Below are 18,347 nucleotides of genomic sequence, written 5' to 3' on the forward strand. Positions count from 1 at the left end.
AGATGTAACGGGGCTCAAACCATACACCGAAGCTACGGGTATCACGTAAGTGATGCGGTAGAGGAGCGTTCTGTAAGCCTGTGAAGGTGAGTTGAGAAGCTTGCTGGAGGTATCAGAAGTGCGAATGCTGACATGAGTAACGACAATGGGTGTGAAAAACACCCACGCCGAAAGACCAAGGTTTCCTGCGCAACGTTAATCGACGCAGGGTTAGTCGGTCCCTAAGGCGAGGCTGAAAAGCGTAGTCGATGGAAAACAGGTTAATATTCCTGTACTTCTGGTTATTGCGATGGAGGGACGGAGAAGGCTAGGCCAGCTTGGCGTTGGTTGTCCAAGTTTAAGGTGGTAGGCTGAGATCTTAGGTAAATCCGGGATCTTAAGGCCGAGAGCTGATGACGAGTTAACTTTTAGTTAACGAAGTGGTTGATGCCATGCTTCCAAGAAAAGCTTCTAAGCTTCAGGTAACCAGGAACCGTACCCCAAACCGACACAGGTGGTTGGGTAGAGAATACCAAGGCGCTTGAGAGAACTCGGGTGAAGGAACTAGGCAAAATGGCACCGTAACTTCGGGAGAAGGTGCGCCGGTGAGGGTGAAGGACTTGCTCCGTAAGCTCATGCCGGTCGAAGATACCAGGCCGCTGCGACTGTTTATTAAAAACACAGCACTCTGCAAACACGAAAGTGGACGTATAGGGTGTGACGCCTGCCCGGTGCCGGAAGGTTAATTGATGGGGTTAGCTAACGCGAAGCTCTTGATCGAAGCCCCGGTAAACGGCGGCCGTAACTATAACGGTCCTAAGGTAGCGAAATTCCTTGTCGGGTAAGTTCCGACCTGCACGAATGGCGTAACGATGGCGGCGCTGTCTCCACCCGAGACTCAGTGAAATTGAAATCGCTGTGAAGATGCAGTGTATCCGCGGCTAGACGGAAAGACCCCGTGAACCTTTACTATAGCTTTGCACTGGACTTTGAATTTGCTTGTGTAGGATAGGTGGGAGGCTTTGAAGCGTGGACGCCAGTCTGCGTGGAGCCAACCTTGAAATACCACCCTGGCAACTTTGAGGTTCTAACTCAGGTCCGTTATCCGGATCGAGGACAGTGTATGGTGGGTAGTTTGACTGGGGCGGTCTCCTCCTAAAGAGTAACGGAGGAGTACGAAGGTGCGCTCAGACCGGTCGGAAATCGGTCGTAGAGTATAAAGGCAAAAGCGCGCTTGACTGCGAGACAGACACGTCGAGCAGGTACGAAAGTAGGTCTTAGTGATCCGGTGGTTCTGTATGGAAGGGCCATCGCTCAACGGATAAAAGGTACTCCGGGGATAACAGGCTGATACCGCCCAAGAGTTCATATCGACGGCGGTGTTTGGCACCTCGATGTCGGCTCATCACATCCTGGGGCTGAAGCCGGTCCCAAGGGTATGGCTGTTCGCCATTTAAAGTGGTACGCGAGCTGGGTTTAGAACGTCGTGAGACAGTTCGGTCCCTATCTGCCGTGGACGTTTGAGATTTGAGAGGGGCTGCTCCTAGTACGAGAGGACCGGAGTGGACGAACCTCTGGTGTTCCGGTTGTCACGCCAGTGGCATTGCCGGGTAGCTATGTTCGGAATAGATAACCGCTGAAAGCATCTAAGCGGGAAACTAGCCTCAAGATGAGATCTCACTGGAACCTTGAGTTCCCTGAAGGGCCGTCGAAGACTACGACGTTGATAGGTTGGGTGTGTAAGCGCTGTGAGGCGTTGAGCTAACCAATACTAATTGCCCGTGAGGCTTGACCATATAACACCCAAGCAATTTGCTTGCTTCAAGCTGAAAAGCGAAAGAGCACCAGATTGCGGTGTGTGAAGACGAAATGAACCGAAAGTTCGAATCTCACAAAACACCGAAAGCTGTCACATACCCAATTTGCTGAAGCGAGGCCACATGGTCACGACTCAGTACCCGAATTTCTTGACGACCATAGAGCATTGGAACCACCTGATCCCATCCCGAACTCAGCAGTGAAACGATGCATCGCCGATGGTAGTGTGGGGTTTCCCCATGTGAGAGTAGGTCATCGTCAAGATTAAATTCCAAAGCCCCTGTTTGCTAACGCAAACAGGGGTTTTGTTTATGTAGAAGTCCATGAATTTCACCGGCACGTTGCAAACGCAACGCGCTGGTACACAGAATTTCTTGACGACCATAGAGCATTGGAACCACCTGATCCCATCCCGAACTCAGCAGTGAAACGATGCATCGCCGATGGTAGTGTGGGGTTTCCCCATGTGAGAGTAGGTCATCGTCAAGATTAAATTCCGAAACCCCTGTCTGCTAACGCAGACAGGGGTTTTGTCGTTTTGGAGGACTGCCGCCGACTGAGAGAAGGCAGGTAAGTCCTCCCGGGTCGACCACATCAGATCACCTGAACCCGGCCCACAAAAAAGCCAGTGCCTGAAAGCGGACACTGGCTTGTCAGAAACGCTAACAGATCAGAATTGATAGCTTACCGTCGCACTGACGTTACGTTCTTCGCCCAAATAGCAGAAGTTCAGGCTGGCACAGGACGCTACATAGGTCTCATTGGTCAGGTTGTTCGCGTTCAACCGTACATCTACGCCTTTCAACCCAACCCTGCCCAAGTCATACCCCAAGGATGCGTCAAACAAGGTGTAGGCCGGTACTTTCATTGTGTTCTCCGCGTCTGCCCAGCTGTAGCCGACGTACCGAACCCCGCCGCCAATTCGCAAGCCGTCAAAGGCGCCGCTATCAAACGTGTAGTCCGCCCACACCGATGCCATATGGCGAGGTGCCTGCGTGGGGGAGTTGCCTTTGTTCTCGATCAAGTTGTCGGCTGAGCTCAACGTACTGACCATCGATTTTGAGTATTTAATGTCGGTAAAGGTATAGCTGCCCAAAATCTTCAGGTTATCGGTCAGTTGCATGTGTGCTTCCAACTCCAGGCCCTGCGAGCGAACCGCACCTACTGCGCGATAGAAGTTTTCTTGTGGAAGCTTCGTCGCCAGGTTTTCTTGGTCGATGCGAAACCAGGAAGCTGTAAACAGGTCATCCGTCCCCGGCGGCTGATACTTCAAGCCCGCTTCCCACTGCGTTCCATTGGTGGGTGCCAGCGGGTTACCGGCGCTGTCTGAATAGGAGTTCGGGTTGAACGACTCTGAATAGCTGACATAGGGTGCCAAGCCGTTATCAAACAGATACAGCGCGCCGGCTCGCCCAGTCAGCTTGGTACGCTTGTCAGAAATCTCTGTGCCCAGCGGTCGACCCGCTTCAGCAATACGGTTCTCGTCAGAGGTCTCTACCCAGTCCTGACGCAGCCCTAGAGAGAACCGCCATTTATCCATTTCGATCAGGTCTTGTAGATAAACGCCAGTTTGCTCAAGGCGACGCAGATAGCTGGTCAGGCTGGCATTGCTGATAGCAGTGTTGCCATAGACCGGGTTGAATGCGTTGATTGGCTGCAGTGACCCGCTCATCCAGTCCACCACCGTTTTACGTCGCTGATAATCAGCTCCCATCAGCACGGTATGTTGGGTGGCCCCGGTAAAAAATTCTGCCTGCAGCATGTTGTCGATGATGAACGCATGCAGCTTCTCATCACCTCCCGAGTAATAGCGATTCAACTCGTTACTGGTCGGTGTGGTCCAGCCATAGGCGTACACCTGATCCAATTGCACCTTGGAGTCGAGATAGCGCAAGTTCTGTCGCGCAGTAAACACGTCGTTGAATCGATGCTCGAACTGATAGCCGAACGACTGCTGATCACGTTTGTAGCCATCAACTCCAGGTTCACCTTCAAAGAAGTGGCTGGAGATGCGCTGGCCATTACGCTGATGCAATGCGCCGTCTGCCGGCATACCGCCGTGATAGCCGCCATCAGGATCGTGCTGCAGGTACGCCTGGAGTGTCAGCGAGGTGTCTTCGGTAAAGTCGATGCTGAGTGTCGGCGCCAAGGCAAAGCGCTTTTCTTTGGCGTGGTCGAACTGCGTATCGGCCTTGTCCGCTAAACCGGTAAGCCGATAGGCAATGCGCTTGTCGTCATCCACGGGGCCACTGAAGTCAAAACCCATGCCCTGCTGGCCGTGACTGCCTGCCGTTGCTTGAACCTGATGGTAGGGCTCAAGCAATGGCTTCTTGCTGGTCAGCGCGACCAGGCCGCCGGGCGAGCTGCGTCCATAGAGGACAGAGGAAGGCCCCTTCAGAATGTCCACGCGCTCGAGAAAATACGGATCAACCTGCATGGTGCTATAGGTGCCGCTATCCCCCATGGACTTCAAGCCATCAAGGTAGATGTTGTCCACAGAACCATCGTTAAAACCGCGCATTGCCACGTAGTCATAACGATGGGTCGCGCCATAGGGGTTGGTCAGTACACCAGGCGTGTAACGCATGGCTTGTGCGACGGTCTGTGAGCCTTGGTCGTCCATCTGCTCGCGCGTCACCACAGAGACGGTTTGCGACGTCTCCAGCAGCGCAGCGCTGGTCTTGGTTGCGATTTGGCTATGCGTCGCGTTATAGCCTTCCATGCTGCCTAAGGCATTACCCAGGGCGAAGCCTTTGATATCCGTGGTGGGCAGCGTCACGGTGCTGCTCTGCATCTGGGTCTCCAGCACAAAGCTGACACCATCTTGCGATACGGCCTGCAAGCCAGAGCCGCTGAGTAGATGATTCAACCCCTGCTCGGCTGAATACTCGCCACGCAGCCCGGCTGATTGCCGGCCTTGGGTTTGCCCAGGCGTGCTGGAGAGGGTAATGCGTGCCTGACGGGCGAATTGATTGAGCACCTCGCCCAGGGCGCCGGCAGGCAGGTCGTAGCGCTGGTTAACCTGCTCGATGTTTGCTTGCCCAGCCATGCCGGCGATCGGAACCGCGCCCATGCCCAGCGCGGTCGACAGCAATGCCGCACGGATGGATTTAGCCAAAAGGGGGTAGGAAGAGCACGGTGAGTTGCCGGGAAAACGCGCTGTCATGATCAAGATCCGTGGAGGCCGGTGAGGGCTGATTGAAAGGCTTACTGTCTAAGCCGGTCTCACGGAAAAAAGCCGCCAAAAAAACTTCATATAAAACATAAAAAATCAGGCTGAACGTTCCAGGCTTACCCACCAACGCGTGCGATAGCGCACTTCAACAGACAGCGTCTGTGCAACGACCGCCAACAATTTATCCGTGTCCTCCAGGCGGAAAACCCCCGACAACCGCAAGTCGCTGGCTTCTGCCGAACAACCCAGATAACCATGGCGATAGCGCCCCACCTCCGACAGGAAGGCAGCCAGGCGCATGTTCCGCGTCACGATCAGCCCATCGACCCAGGCGCCCATGTCCATATCCAGCGGCGGCGCCAGCGTGGCATGCGTGCGATGTACCAGGTAGTTCTCTCCTGCGTGGACTTGAGTCGACAGTCCGTCTGCCGAGTGTGGTGAGTGAATGGCCACGTTGCCACTGACCACACTCAAGCGTGTGCAATCGCTGTCTTGGCGCACGGCAAAGCGCCCGTCGATACCTTCGAGCAAGCCATGCCGAGTTTGCACCAGCAGTGGCGCTGAAGAAGGCGCGCCGCACGTCACCAGGATTTCCCCGCGAACCAGCGTGATCAGACGCTGCTGTGCGTTGAAGTCCAGGTCCACGGCGCTGTCGGTGTTGAGTTGCACGCGAGCGCCATCCGGCAATTGCACGCTGCGCCGTTCCCCTGTGGCGGTCGCAAGGTCGGACGTCCAGCGCTGCCAGCCGGTCAGGTCGCGGCTTAACCAGGCTGCGGAGCCCACCAACATGACGCCAGACAACATCTTCAGTGCCTGCCGCCGGCCCACGCCTTGCGAAGCATTTTCCAAGGCCACGCGCGCACCGGGAATCGCGGCCATTTGGCTGCTCAATTCCTGCTGCAGTGCTTGTACCCGCTGCCAGGCCAATTCATGGTCGTCATGCGCCTCGCGCCAGCGCTCACATTGTGCATGCAAGCGCACATTGGCCCGGTTATTACGCAGGCGCAGTGCCCAAGTGATGGCCTGCTTGACCACCTGAGGATCTGGCCCCGGGCGCGCGGCATTATCCATCGGGGTCACGTTTCATAACGCACTACGTAGCAGTGATACAGCGCCTGCGCGATATACCGTTCCACTGTTCGCAACGACACCCCCATCTGCAGCGCGATCTGCTTGTGCGCCAACCCATCACACTGAGCCAGCAGAAACGCCTGACGTACTTTCGGTTTCAATCCGTCCAGAAGACGGGCAATTTCCTCCAGCAGTTCCAGCACCAACATCCGCGCTTCTGCGCTGGGTGCCAACGCTTCAGGCAGATGGGCAATAGACTCAAGGTAGGCGCGCTGGATTTCTTCGCGCCGCCAATGATCAATCACCAGGCCGCTGGCGATGCTTCGCAGAAAGGCGCGAGGAGCTTTGAGTTCAAGGCGTTCGGTTTTTTGCAGCAAGCGCACGAACGTGTCTTGAGCCAGGTCCGCTGCATCCGCCGCATTGCCCAGGCGACTGCGCAGCCACCGGTTGAGCCAGCTGTGATGGGCGCTGTAAAGCGTCTGCACAACAGGTTCACAAGGGATGTACTCGGTAGATGGCATTCACACAGGCCCGGCCAAACGTCACAAATGATAATTAGTCGCATTGTCTGGGAGGCTGAAAAATTTTGCAACGCTAGAGCGTGCAGATCTACCGCCGGTCGGTTTCCTACTCAAAATGAGGATGCTTCTCACAAATTTCTAAGATTTATCCTGGCCTGGCCGAAAGCCTGACGAGCCATGCGTGCACCGAAATAGAGCGGTCGCAGAGTCCGCCTATCCCGTTACATGGAATGTTCCACTCGGCACGCTCATCCCCATTTGGCAAAAGAAGTCGATGAAATGAATCTTAAGTTCAGTCATAAAATTCTGCTGGCCGCATCAGGCGTCGTGGTTCTCGCGTTCGCGTTATTCACGCTTTACAACGACTACCTGCAGCGCAGCACCATCAAGCAAAACCTGGACTCGTCTATCCAGCAATCAGGCGAACTCACGGCCAGCAGTGTGCAGAACTGGCTCATTGGCCGCATTCTGGTACTCGAAAGCCTGGCGCAAAACGTTGCCCATCAGGGCACTCAGGCCGATCTTCCTGGCTTGGTTGATCAGCCTGCGTTCACCTCGAACTTCCAGTTCACCTACGTCGGGCAAACCAACGGGGTGTTCACCCAGCGTCCTGACGCGAAGATGCCTGACGATTACGACCCGCGTCAGCGCCCTTGGTACAAGCAGGCGGTGGCTGCCGATAAACCCATGCTGACTCCGCCTTACATGGCCGCAGTCGGCGGGCAGATCGTAACCATTGCTCTGCCCGTCAAAAAGAACGGTGAGCTGTTGGGTGTGGTCGGCGGTGACCTGAGCCTGCAAACCCTGGTGAAGATCATCAACTCGGTAGACTTCGGCGGGATCGGCCATGCGTTCCTGGTCAGCGCCGATGGCCAGGTCATCGTCAGTCCTGACCAGGACCAGGTGATGAAAAACCTCAAGGACATCTACCCAGGTACCAACCTGCGGATCGAAAAGGTCAGCCAGGACGTGGTTCTCAATGGTCAGGACCGCATTCTTTCGTTCACGCCGATCAGCGGTTTGCCCGGTGCAGATTGGTACATCGGTCTGTCGATCGATAAAGACAAAGCCTACGCACCACTTGGCAAATTCCGTACTTCGGCGTTGATCGCCATGCTGATCGCGGTTGTCGCCATTGCCGTGCTGTTGAGCCTGTTGATCCAAGTACTGCTGCGCCCGCTGACCACCATGGGTGTGGCCATGCAGGACATTGCCCAGGGTGAGGGCGATTTGACTCGCCGCCTGGACGTAACCAGCAAGGACGAGTTTGGCGAGGTAGGCAGCGCCTTCAACCAGTTCGTCGAGCGTATCCACGCGTCTATTTCCGAGGTGTCTTCGGCAACGCGTCAGGTGCATGACCTGTCCCAGCGCGTGATGGCGTCGTCGAACGCCTCGATCATCGGCTCGGACGAGCAAAGCGCACGCACCAACAGCGTGGCCGCGGCGATCAACGAGCTGGGCGCCGCTACCCAGGAAATCGCGCGTAACGCAGCTGATGCTTCGCAGCATGCCAGTGGTGCCAGTGAACAAGCAGACGACGGGCGCAAGGTGGTGGAGAAAACCATCCTGGCAATGTCGGAGCTGTCGCAGAAGATCAGCCTGTCCTGCACTCAGATTGAAACCCTGAACGCCAGCACCGACAACATTGGCCACATCCTTGATGTGATCAAAGGCATCTCCCAGCAAACCAACTTGTTGGCGCTCAATGCCGCAATCGAGGCCGCGCGTGCCGGGGAAGCCGGGCGTGGGTTTGCCGTGGTTGCCGATGAAGTGCGTAACCTCGCTCACCGTACCCAGGAGTCCGCCGAAGAGATCCACAAGATGATCACGTCGCTGCAAGTGGGCTCGCGTGAGGCGGTGACCACCATGAACGCCAGCCAGACCTCCAGCGAGGAGAGCGTTGAAGTGGCCAACCAGGCCGGCGAGCGCCTGGTCAGCGTGACGCAGCGAATCGTCGAGATCGATGGCATGAACCAGTCGGTCGCGGCGGCTACCGAGGAGCAGACCGCTGTGGTTGAGACCCTCAATGTCGACATCAACCAGATCAACCTGTTGAATCAGCAGGGTGTGGCCAACCTCAACGAAACGCTGAAGGACTGCGATGCGCTGTCTCAGCAAGCGAGCCGCCTGAAGCAACTGGTCGACAGCTTCAAAATCTGACCGGGCCCTGCAGGAGCGAGGCGTCTCGCTCCTGCTGATCAGCTGAACATCTGGCGTACATTCTCCAAGGCAGTGTCGGCGAAGGTCTGCACAAACTGCTCAAACGCCGCCTGGGTGGTATCGACCGGCTCACCCATGAGCGTCCAGGTTGCCCGCGAACATCCTGCGCCGAGCGCTTCCACCTGCATCGCAGCCCACAGCCGGGCGACACCCAAGGTGTTGTAGAGTGTGGTCCAGGTCATGTACATGGCGTCGTCGTCGCGGCTGTTGAGTTGCTCAACGACGCAATGGCCATCGTGGAAATATTTCGTGCGCAAGGCGCCTATGCCTGTGCCCGTCATTTCGATGTGCGAGAGAGTCGGAACGAAGGCATCAAAGCCTGCAAAATTGCCCACCACTTGCCACAGATCAGCGGCCTCGCACGCGACGTCAACAGACGCCACCACCGGTGTGCCGTTTGGGTTGCGAATTAATGTATCGGGTTGCAGCAGATTCATAGAAATGTCCTGAACGGTCAGAGAAAGCCGATGGCCTTGAGGTGGTCGCAGCCCCTGCGCAACAGCGCCGGGTCCTTGTGCGGGTACTGCTCGCCCATCGCCTCCACACCCTGGCGTGCGTTCTCGTGACAAATCATCGTGATGTCGCTGATGTCTTCTGCGAGGTTATCCAGGTAGAAGCCCAGCACGCCAAACAGCGCGTTATCGGGGCCTACCGTTCGCAGCTCTGTCTGCCACTGCGCAACGCTCACTCGCTCGAAGCAGTGGCCTGCCTGACTGAATGCATCAAGGTAGTGATCCCAGCTCAAAGGCTGTGGGTTGTGCAGGTTGAATACGTTTCGTCTCGCAACAAAGCGGCCGCAGTGAAACGCAACAAAACGGGCAAAGAAGTCCACCGGCATCAGGTCGAAGTTCACCTGCAGGCGCGGCGCCAGGCCCAATTGCAACGAACCCTTGAGCATCATCATCAGGCGGTTGTTTTGCGGCTTGCAGACGCCGTTGCGGCTATTGAAAGCGATGTTTCCCGGGCGATAGATGTTCACCCATGCGCCTTGCTCGGCTGCACGCCCCAGCAAGCGTTCGGCGACCCACTTGGAGAGGTTGTAGCCATTCTTGAGGTAGAGCGGCAATGTGGTTGCAGCCGGCGTTTCAAGGATGTGTCCCTGGGCGTCGACACTGCTGCAGGCCGACAGGGTCGAGATGAAATTGAAGACTTTCTTGCAGTGGGTTTCACACAGGCGCAGGCACTCACGTATCGGTTCGACGTTGTCCTGGGCGAGTGAGGCGTAATCCATCACATGATTGACCCGCGCCGCGTTGTGCACCAAGACCCCGTGGTTACGGGCGAGGTGCTCATACACATCGCTGGCCAGGCCCAGCCGCGGCAAGCCCATATCGGCGGCATATACCTGCACCCGACTCAAATCCAGATGTTCCAGCCGGTACTCGCGCAATGCCTGGGTGAACCGCGTCGTCGCCGACTGCCCCGGCTGTTCACGCACCAGGCATGCCACCTCCTGCACACCGCCGGCCAACAAGGCTTCGACGAGGTGCACGCCGACAAAACTGTTGGCGCCCGTGACAATCACCTTGCGCGGATCGCCAGCGCGGTCCTCATGCAGCGTTTCTATATTCAGCGCTTGCGACGCATCCTTTTCCACCTGGCCTGACAGTGCATGCGGCAGTGCGCCGTCTTCCATGAGCACGCAGAGCGTACGAATTGTCGGCGCTTCAAAGAAGCTGCTCAGTGAAACGCTACGGCCAAACGCTTTGCGCAGACGCAGCAGCAGGGTAGACAGCAGAATGGAATGACCGCCCAGGTTGAAAAACCCATCGTCGATGGAAATGTCGCCATCCGGCACCGCCAACAACTCGCTCCACAGCGCCACCAACCGCATTTGCAGAGGCGTTCGTGCAGCATTGCAGTCGTTGCGCGCAGTTGCATGTTTCGGTATCGCCAGCAATGCCTGGCGGTCGATCTTGCCGTGGTGAGTGCGCGGCAGAGTGGGTAATTCTGTCCACACCTCGGGCTGCATGTAGGTCGGCAGCCATTGCCGCGCATGGTGCTTGAGGCCCGCCATGGTGGCGCCTGGTTCGGGTTGGGCGGCAAAGCTGAGGATCCTGCGGTCAGGATCAATCAACACCGCCACTTGGCGAAACAGCCGACTGCTGCGCAGGCATTGCTCAATCTCCTGGGGCTCGACCCGAAAGCCGCGGATTTTTACCTGATCATCCCGCCGACCGCCCAGTTCGATACCGTCGGCCGTCCATTTCGCCCGGTCGCCACTGCGGTATGCCCTCACCGATCGGCCGCCCGGCAGTGTCAGCTCAACAAACGGGCTGTCGGCCCCTTGCGGCGCGCTCACATACCCAAGGCCCAGGCCAGGGCCGACGATATACAGATCGCCCATCACCTGTTCATCCACCGGGTGCAGGTCGTCGTCGAGGATCAGCACCTGGCTGTTGGCAATGGGGCGGCCAAGATTGCGTGTGCTGTCACCGGGCTGGAACGTTCGGTGGGTGACCAGTACCGTCGTTTCGGTAGGGCCGTAGAAATTGTGCAGGTGGCATTGGCTCGCCAGGCATTCGATCACATGCGGCTCGCAGGCATCGCCGCCCGTCATCAAGTGAGTCAAACCCAAGGGCTGATCCAGCGGCAGAATGCTCAGCAGCGCCGGCGGCAGAAACGCGTGGCTGATGCCCTGTTGGCGAATCAGCTCGACCAGTTGCTGAGGATCGTGCCGTTGGCGCTCGCTCGGGACGATCAACTCGGCGCCGGCTATCAGGGCAGGGAAGATGTCGATCAGCGATGAGTCAAAACTGAGCGGCGAAAACTGCAGCACGCGGCTGTGCTCGTCCAACGACATACAGGCGCCAAGCCAGGCGGTGAAATGCGCAAGGTTGTGTTGGCTGAGCAGTACGCCTTTCGGTTGGCCGGTCGTGCCTGAGGTGAAAAGCGCCACGCAGGGCGCCTCGCTGCTGGGACGATGCTGCATCAGCGGGCGTGTGATGTCGGCACAGGTCGGGTCGACAGTGCTGACATTCAGGGTAACGAAATCGCCGCGCAAAGGGTGCTGACCCTCTACCACCAACACCTTGGCGTTGCTGCTTCGCAGCATGGTGCGCTGGCGTTGCGGCGGATGATCCGGTGCCAGTGGCAGGTACACCGCGCCGCAACCCAGCACCGCCAGAATGCTGGCATACAGATCAACGGATTTTTCCAGGCACACGCCGATCACGGTTGGCGTCTGCGCGTGTTCCAGCAGGGGGCGCAGGCCTTGCTGGATCGACACGGCGCGATCCAGTAATTGACGGTAGGTCAGCACGCTGCCCGCGATGTTCAGCGCCGGTCGTTCAGCAAAGGAATGAAGGCTGGCCTGTAACCGTTCGATCATTGGCACCTGGGCAGCCTGTAGCAGTGCCGGCTGCGCGGTACGGTTGAATCGATGCAGGAACGCCAACTCATCCAGCCCTTGCAGGCCTTGCTCAGGCCAGGCATTAGCGACGGTTGTTGCCGAAAAAAACGCCGGGTCTCGCGAGAATTGGCTGACCAGCGAGGCTACCCATTCCACCAGGGCATTCGTCGCTTGTCGGCGCAATCGCTCGCCGTTGCCGCTGGGCTCCTCGGTAATATCGCGTATCGCCAGTACGCGACGGGTCTGGTCATAGCAGCGCAATTGCACCGCAGGAAGCCCGTGTTCAGACACCGGGCCAATGCCCAGTCGCAGGCTGATCCGCTGGGTTCTATCGGCAGGCACGCGCAGCGGTTGGCTGCCGTCTTCAATCATGACGTCGAGGGACTCCGTCGCGGTGACGTGTCCGTACTGCTCCAGCGTTTGCCTGATCGCTTCCAGGGCTTTGCTGGTGCCGCTCCATCCCATGTTCAAGCGCCTCATGGCTGCCTCCCCGATTCGGGTAAATAGGCGCTCAGGGCCAGGGCGACGCTCGGGGTGTGCAGCACACCGCTGTGGTGCAGAAAACCCATGATATTGCCGAGCAGCGGGTGTTGGCGGGTGATGGGAAAGTGCAGCGCTGCGACTTCGTCCTCAAGCGCACGGCGAACGTCGGCGCCAACGTCCAGGTGTTCGATCAACTGCAGATCGAAAGCTTTCTGCAGATCGTTGGTCAGGTAATGCGTCAAGAACACCGGCAAGGTAGCCGCGATGCTGTCGCGGTCGGCCGGGTTTGCCGACTGCCAGTAGATACGCACCAGGTGGGTCCAGAACTGTGCATGGCGGCCTTCATCAAACAGGTGGTCGGCCATCAAGCCGCGTATGGACGGTTTGACGCTGTCATCTTTGGCAAACGCCGCGACGTCATGGGTGATGGTGTTCTCGGCGATAGCCACGCCAATCAATTCCACGGCATCACGCAGGTGCGGCGGTGCCAGCGCCTGGGCTGCGGGCAAGGCATGGCTCAGTTCGATTTGGCCAGGCAAGTCGAGCGGTTGCAGGCCCGTCATGGCCACGGTCTGTTGCAGGAAATCCAGCGCGACCAGCGCGTGGTAATCCTCATCGACCACGACGGTCATTGCGTCGTAGCGACAGGCGAGGGGGAAGGTCAGCGAGAAGCGATTCTTGGCAATGCTGCGAGCGGTCTTGTCGACGATCTCGGTTTCGAAGATCACCACGTCATTGAGGAATTTGTAGAAGCTTTGCACCAGCACGAAGTCGCGCCACTGCGAGCAATGCTCAAGGAAAGTCGCGCTCAGCACCAGGGGCTGGCGGCTCGCGGGATAGATCAGCCTGTCGTCGTTTTCCAGCATGCGCCGCGGACGTGTACGCAGGGTTGCACGGCGTTCCCAGTCATCGGCGAAGGAGCGATAGTCGGCGGCGTTCATGGCTGCCTCTCTTGCAGCGAGGCGCGCACGTCGTCCCAGAAGCGGAGGCGGCTGTGCACGGCGCCCAGAGCGATTTCATCGGCCTGGCGTTGGCGAGTCGGGTCTGTACCGATCAGGCGCTGAAGTAGCAGCTCTGCGGCGGGCCCATGCCCTTGCGTGTCCAGTTCGATGTGACGGTTCAAGTAGTAGCAGAAGGTCGGCGCCTGGCGGCCCTTGAATACATCGCCGCGCAGAATGCACGCGAACATGGTGGGAATGACACTCTCGCGTCCATGCAGGAAGGCGGACGCTACGCCGTGGGTGGGCGCGTTCAAGGCGATCTGCAACGTGCTTTCGACAAAGCGGGCTACGCCTGGCGGCGCATCGACCTGATGCAAGGCCGCGCTGGCTTCGGTCCCTTGACGCTGCAGCTCAATGAAGCGCCGGACGACGCGGGTGTCAGCGCCTACTTCGGCCATCGCTTGCAGGTACAGGTCGAAGTGGCTGCAATGGCCCTGTGCGGGGTGTGCGTCGGACTCTTCGCCGAGCACTATTTCGTTGATGAGGCGTGCCGCTTGCGGGTCGAGGGGCGGCAGCCAGGGTAATTGCGTGCAGCTCAGGTCCTGCTGCAAGCGTTTGGTCAGGCTCATGAAGTCCCAAACGGCAAATACATGGTGTTGCATAAAACGCTGTAACTTGGTCAATGAAGTTATTTCTTTAAATAACGGATGGCTGCACAGTTGCAGTTTCTTTTGTTCAAGTAAGTGTTGATGCATGGTTGATGCCTATAAGTTATTGCGACTGCTCTGAAAACAGTGTTGGGATTTATAACCGGGCGTGCAGGCGTGGCGCATAGCCAGACCCCGCGCGCAGTAAGAACGCGACTAGACTGCGCAGCAAAATGAAGTGTTTGTTGTATGAGGCAGCGATAGTAAGCTGATTAAACGTTTGGGCGAGATGGTGAAAGTATTAGATATTTTTTCGAAATACAGTTTGTTGTAAGTAACTTGCTTGAATGGAAGTGGGACGTTTCTTTAAGTTAGCCGGGCATCAATAAATAGGCGATGTATACCGTGGGGGCCCTTCCGCACAGAAAGGGGCCTTCACCGTATAAGGATCTACAAAACGCGTGGTCAAACTTACTGCGTGTCGAGTGTTGCGGCGGCTTCAAGACCATTGAGGTAGGTGGAGATGACCTCCATGCCGCGCATCAGGTGGTTGCGCAACGTCAGGATGCTTTCGTCGGTTTTCTTCTGGGCTACCAGGCTCAGCAGTTCACGGTGATCTTCCTGGGACGTCTCGCCCAGCCCCATCGCTTCGAGGTTGAAGCGCAGAAAGCGTTCTTCCTCATTCAAACCGTGTTCAACCAACTTGAGCAAACGCTGGTTGGGTGCCTTGCTATAAAGCGCCATGTGAAACAGACGATTGAGACGGCCGATCTCGGCGTAATCTTTCTCCTGCTCCAGCGCTTTGATCAAGGCGTCGGCTTCGGCAATGTCGGCGTCGGTGAGCAACGGGATCGACAGGCGCAGCGCTTCGGATTCCAGCAGCATGCGCAGGGCATAGGTTTCAGCCGAATTGTCTTCGATCAACGGCGCAACCACGGCGCCCTTGTGCGTCACCACATGCAGCAAAGACTGGGCTTCCAGCTGGCGCAAAGCTTCGCGCACGGGCATGCGGCTGACACCGAACAGGCTGGCGAGCTCTTGCTGGCGCATCGCGGTACCACAGGGCAGTCGACCGTCGAGAATGGCATTGCGCAGGGTTTCTTCAATAACGGCGCGGGCAAGGTGGGCGGGAATAGGCCCGCTGATTTTGATGCTGCTTAACGGGTTCGGCTTCTGCGTCACGGTTACGCTATCCTCCTTATTGTTGAATGGAGTGTGTTTAATTGGATCCAATGCACACTAAAGATGGCCCACACGCTTGTCAAACAGCCAAAGTTTCCGTTTGTAAGGGCTTACAAGCTGTACTTTGTGCATCCCACAGCGGCGGGTCATGAACTTCGCCCCCGTATGAATGATTGCACTGTGCCATTGTTTTTTGTCGGTTGAGGCTTCACCATCCTTTGAAATTCCGTCTCTCTTCACGGACTGAACGCCTTGGCGGTAAGTTTTATTCCCTCTCGAATCCTTAGCTGGCTATTTTCAGCGATTCTGTTGGCTGGCTTGATGCTCGGCGGGCTGCATGCCGATTGGGATTTCTCTCAGATCAGCCGCAAAGCCACCGCCTTGTACGGGCCGCTGGGTGAGGGCCAGCAGCGGATTGACGCCTGGCAGCGGTTGCTCGCGACCCAAAAGCAGGTCGACGAGCAGGAGCAGCTCAAGGTCGTCAATCTGTTCTTCAACAAGCAAATGACGTACGTGGAAGACATCGACCTGTGGCACGTGGTCGATTATTGGGAGACGCCCATCGAAGCCCTGTGGAAAGGTGCCGGAGATTGTGAAGACTATGCAATCGCCAAGTATTTCAGCCTGCGTCACCTGGGCGTTTCCAGCGACAAATTGCGCATTACCTACGTCAAGGCCTTGCGGCAGAATCGCGCGCACATGGTGCTGACGTATTATTCGACCCCGAACGCCATCCCGCTGGTGCTCGATAGCCTGATGGACGAGATCCTGCCGGCCACCCGCCGTACCGACCTGATTCCCGTGTATTCCTTCAACGCCGAGGGTTTGTACCTGCCCGGCGCCAAGGGCAACACGAAAGTCGGTGATACCAAACGCTTGTCGCGCTGGCAGGATGTGTTGAGAAAAATGCGTGCCGAAGGCTTCCCGGCCGAGCCTGCCAACTAGGAGTAACTGATCGGATGTCTCTGTTCAAACAACTATTGATCGCAATCTGTCTGTTCCTGGTGGTCGCCTTCAGTGGCAGCTTCATGGTCAGCCTGGAAAGCTCGCGCACCCAATACGTCAACCAGCTTCGCTCCCACGCGCAGGATGCGGCGACCGCACTGGCATTGTCGCTGACGCCCAATATCGACGACCCGGCCATGGTCGAACTGCTGGTCAGCTCGATCTTCGACAGCGGCTATTACGCGAGCATCCGCGTGGTGGACCTGGCCACGGATAAAACCATCGTCGAGCGCAGCGGCATTCCCGACAACAACGGTGTGCCCAACTGGTTCGTGAAATTGATCGGCCTGGAGCCGGCGGGTGGCGATGCGCTGGTCAATCGCGGCTGGGAGCAGGCGGCGCGCGTGGAGGTGGTCAGTCACCCGATGTTCGCCCTGGCCAAACTCTGGCAAAGCGCCCTGGGCAGCCTCGGCTGGCTGTTGCTGTGCGGCGCGGTCAGTGCGGTGCTTGGCGCGTTGTTGCTGCGTCGGCAGTTGAAGCCATTGGACTACATGGTCAAGCAGTCCCACGCCATTGCCCGCCGCGAATTTCTCAGCTTGCCCGACCTGCCGCGCACGCCGGAACTGCGCCGCGTAGTGCAGGCCATGAACCAGATGGTGGAAAAGCTCAAGGCGCTGTTCCAGGAGCAGGCCGAGCGCAGCGAAAAGCTGCGCATCGAGTCCTACCAAGACAACCTCACCGGCCTCGCCAACCGGCGTTATTTCGAAATGCAGCTCAACGCCCGTGTGAGTAACCCGGAAGAGACCAGCTCCGGCTATCTGCTGCTGCTGCGGGTCAAGGACCTGGCCGGTCTCAACCAGCGCCTCGGGGGCCAGCGTACCGACCAATTGCTGCAAGCGGTCGGCGAACAGCTGCTGCGCGAGTGCGAGCCGTACCCGGAAACCCACAACCTCGTCACCCGTATCCGCGGCGGTGAGTTTGCGGTGCTGGCGCCGGGGCTGGTGCGCGAAGAAGCGCTGCAACTGGCGCAGAACCTTGAGACCACGTTGCTCAGCCTGCAGGCCACTGGCGCCAGTGATGTCACGCCAGTTGCCTATATCGGCCTGGCACCGTTCAACCATGGTGACTCGCCTCAAGCGTTGTTGACCCTGGCTGACCAAGCCCTGGCCCAGGCCGAAGGGCAGGGCGACACCAGTTGGGTATGCCTGGACCATAGCGCCGCCGCCAGCGTCGGCGACGATCACCATGCGTGGCACACACTGCTCGACCAGGCCCTGACCCAGCAGCGTTTCCAGCTGTACTTCCAACCGGTCGTCGCCAGCCAGGACCCGCAGTTGGTCTTGCACTACAAAGTGCTGTCGCGCTTGCAGGATGAAGACGGCCACACGATACCTGCCGGGCGTTTCCTGCCGTGGCTTGAGCGCTTCGGCTGGACGGCGCGCCTGGACCGCTTGATGCTCGAGCAGGTACTCAAGCAAATGGCCGGCCACAGCCATAGCCTGGCGCTGAACCTGTCTGCCGCGACCTTGCAGGATGCTCAGGCGCTGAATCGGATTTTTGAGCTGCTGCGCCCGCACAGCAACCTGGGCCCGCGCCTGACCCTGGAAATCGGTGAAGAACAATTGCCGGAGCAGGCGCTGCTGGAGCAGTTGACCCAGCGCCTGCGCGAGCTGGGCTTCTCTCTGAGCCTGCAGCGCTTTGGTGGGCGTTTCAGCATGATCGGCAACCTTGCACGGCTGGGCCTGGCGTACCTGAAAATCGACGGCAGCTACATCCGCGCCATCGATCAGGAAAGCGATAAACGCCTGTTTATCGAGGCGATCCAGCGTGCGGCCCACAGCATCGACTTGCCATTGATTGCCGAGCGCGTGGAAACCGAGGGTGAGCTGAAGGTGATTCGCGAGATGGGGATTTTCGGTGTGCAGGGGCAGCTATTCGGTGAACCGGCGCCCTGGAAATAATCCAAACCTAACGGGGCACTCGCTTGTGTGGGAGCTGGCTTGCCTGCGATAG

The 18,347-nt window shown here is 58.0% G+C and carries 11 protein-coding genes and 3 rRNA genes (1 of these 14 cut by a window edge); 6 read left to right on the top strand and 8 right to left on the bottom strand.

Annotated elements, in window-relative coordinates; genetic code table 11:
• From AB5I78_RS00590 to rrf (AB5I78_RS00600), 3 genes are all read left to right on the top strand, one after another.
• A 23S ribosomal RNA gene (locus tag AB5I78_RS00590) occupies positions 1 to 1,775 on the top strand; it begins 1,117 nt to the left of the window's first position.
• Between the two features lie 170 nt (positions 1,776 to 1,945).
• Positions 1,946 to 2,061, top strand: a 5S ribosomal RNA gene (gene rrf / locus AB5I78_RS00595).
• Positions 2,062 to 2,170: 109 nt separating this feature from the next.
• Positions 2,171 to 2,286: ribosomal RNA gene (rrf, locus tag AB5I78_RS00600) — 5S ribosomal RNA — on the top strand.
• 181 nt (positions 2,287 to 2,467) lie between these two features.
• On the opposite strand, the gene AB5I78_RS00605 is transcribed toward rrf (AB5I78_RS00600), so the two are convergent.
• The 3 genes from AB5I78_RS00605 to AB5I78_RS00615 form a co-directional block, all read right to left on the bottom strand.
• Positions 2,468 to 4,963 carry a TonB-dependent siderophore receptor gene (locus tag AB5I78_RS00605; protein ID WP_369303437.1) on the bottom strand — a complete coding sequence of 832 codons (2,496 nt, stop codon included), beginning with the start codon at positions 4,961 to 4,963 and terminating at the stop codon, positions 2,468 to 2,470.
• Between the two features lie 105 nt (positions 4,964 to 5,068).
• A complete protein-coding gene (locus AB5I78_RS00610) occupies positions 5,069 to 6,043 on the bottom strand; it encodes a FecR domain-containing protein (protein ID WP_145166187.1) in 975 nt (324 codons plus the stop codon).
• A gap of 5 nt (positions 6,044 to 6,048) precedes the next feature.
• Positions 6,049 to 6,564 carry a sigma-70 family RNA polymerase sigma factor gene (locus AB5I78_RS00615; RefSeq protein ID WP_369303438.1) on the bottom strand — a complete coding sequence of 172 codons (516 nt, stop codon included), beginning with the start codon at positions 6,562 to 6,564 and terminating at the stop codon, positions 6,049 to 6,051.
• A gap of 279 nt (positions 6,565 to 6,843) precedes the next feature.
• Between AB5I78_RS00615 and AB5I78_RS00620 the strand changes: the two genes are divergently transcribed.
• Positions 6,844 to 8,724: a methyl-accepting chemotaxis protein gene (locus tag AB5I78_RS00620; RefSeq protein WP_369303439.1), complete on the top strand. Its 1,881-nt coding sequence runs from the start codon at positions 6,844 to 6,846 to the stop codon at positions 8,722 to 8,724.
• 38 nt (positions 8,725 to 8,762) lie between these two features.
• Here AB5I78_RS00620 and AB5I78_RS00625 read toward each other — a convergent pair whose 3' ends face one another.
• From AB5I78_RS00625 to AB5I78_RS00645, 5 genes are all read right to left on the bottom strand, one after another.
• Positions 8,763 to 9,221 (bottom strand): SRPBCC family protein, encoded by a 459-nt coding sequence (locus AB5I78_RS00625; protein ID WP_145166190.1) that lies wholly within the window; start codon positions 9,219 to 9,221, stop codon positions 8,763 to 8,765.
• 17 nt (positions 9,222 to 9,238) lie between these two features.
• The gene (locus tag AB5I78_RS00630) at positions 9,239 to 12,616 is read right to left on the bottom strand and encodes an amino acid adenylation domain-containing protein (RefSeq protein WP_369303440.1); all 3,378 of its coding nucleotides are present in this window, start codon (positions 12,614 to 12,616) and stop codon (positions 9,239 to 9,241) included.
• On the bottom strand, positions 12,613 to 13,560 hold the full coding sequence (locus AB5I78_RS00635; RefSeq protein WP_369303441.1) for a diiron oxygenase: 948 nt from the start codon (positions 13,558 to 13,560) through the stop codon (positions 12,613 to 12,615). The genes AB5I78_RS00630 and AB5I78_RS00635 overlap by 4 nt, the downstream gene beginning before the upstream one ends.
• Entirely contained in the window at positions 13,557 to 14,315 is a 759-nt protein-coding gene (locus AB5I78_RS00640; protein ID WP_369303442.1) for a DUF3050 domain-containing protein, read from the bottom strand. Before AB5I78_RS00640 ends, AB5I78_RS00635 begins: the two co-directional genes overlap by 4 nt.
• Positions 14,316 to 14,678: 363 nt before the next feature.
• Complete coding sequence (locus AB5I78_RS00645; protein ID WP_242201948.1) at positions 14,679 to 15,389, bottom strand: GntR family transcriptional regulator; 711 nt, start codon at positions 15,387 to 15,389, stop codon at positions 14,679 to 14,681.
• 252 nt (positions 15,390 to 15,641) lie between these two features.
• Between AB5I78_RS00645 and lapG the strand changes: the two genes are divergently transcribed.
• Positions 15,642 to 16,334 (top strand): cysteine protease LapG, encoded by a 693-nt coding sequence (gene lapG / locus AB5I78_RS00650; RefSeq protein ID WP_106580708.1) that lies wholly within the window; start codon positions 15,642 to 15,644, stop codon positions 16,332 to 16,334.
• A 14-nt stretch (positions 16,335 to 16,348) separates the two neighbouring features.
• Positions 16,349 to 18,295, top strand: a complete 1,947-nt coding sequence (gene lapD, locus AB5I78_RS00655) for a cyclic di-GMP receptor LapD (protein ID WP_145166195.1) — start codon at positions 16,349 to 16,351, stop codon at positions 18,293 to 18,295.
• Positions 18,296 to 18,347: the final 52 nt, after the last annotated feature.

This window comes from Pseudomonas sp. N2-3-1-14 (assembly GCF_041228395.1).
Lineage (GTDB): Bacteria > Pseudomonadota > Gammaproteobacteria > Pseudomonadales > Pseudomonadaceae > Aquipseudomonas.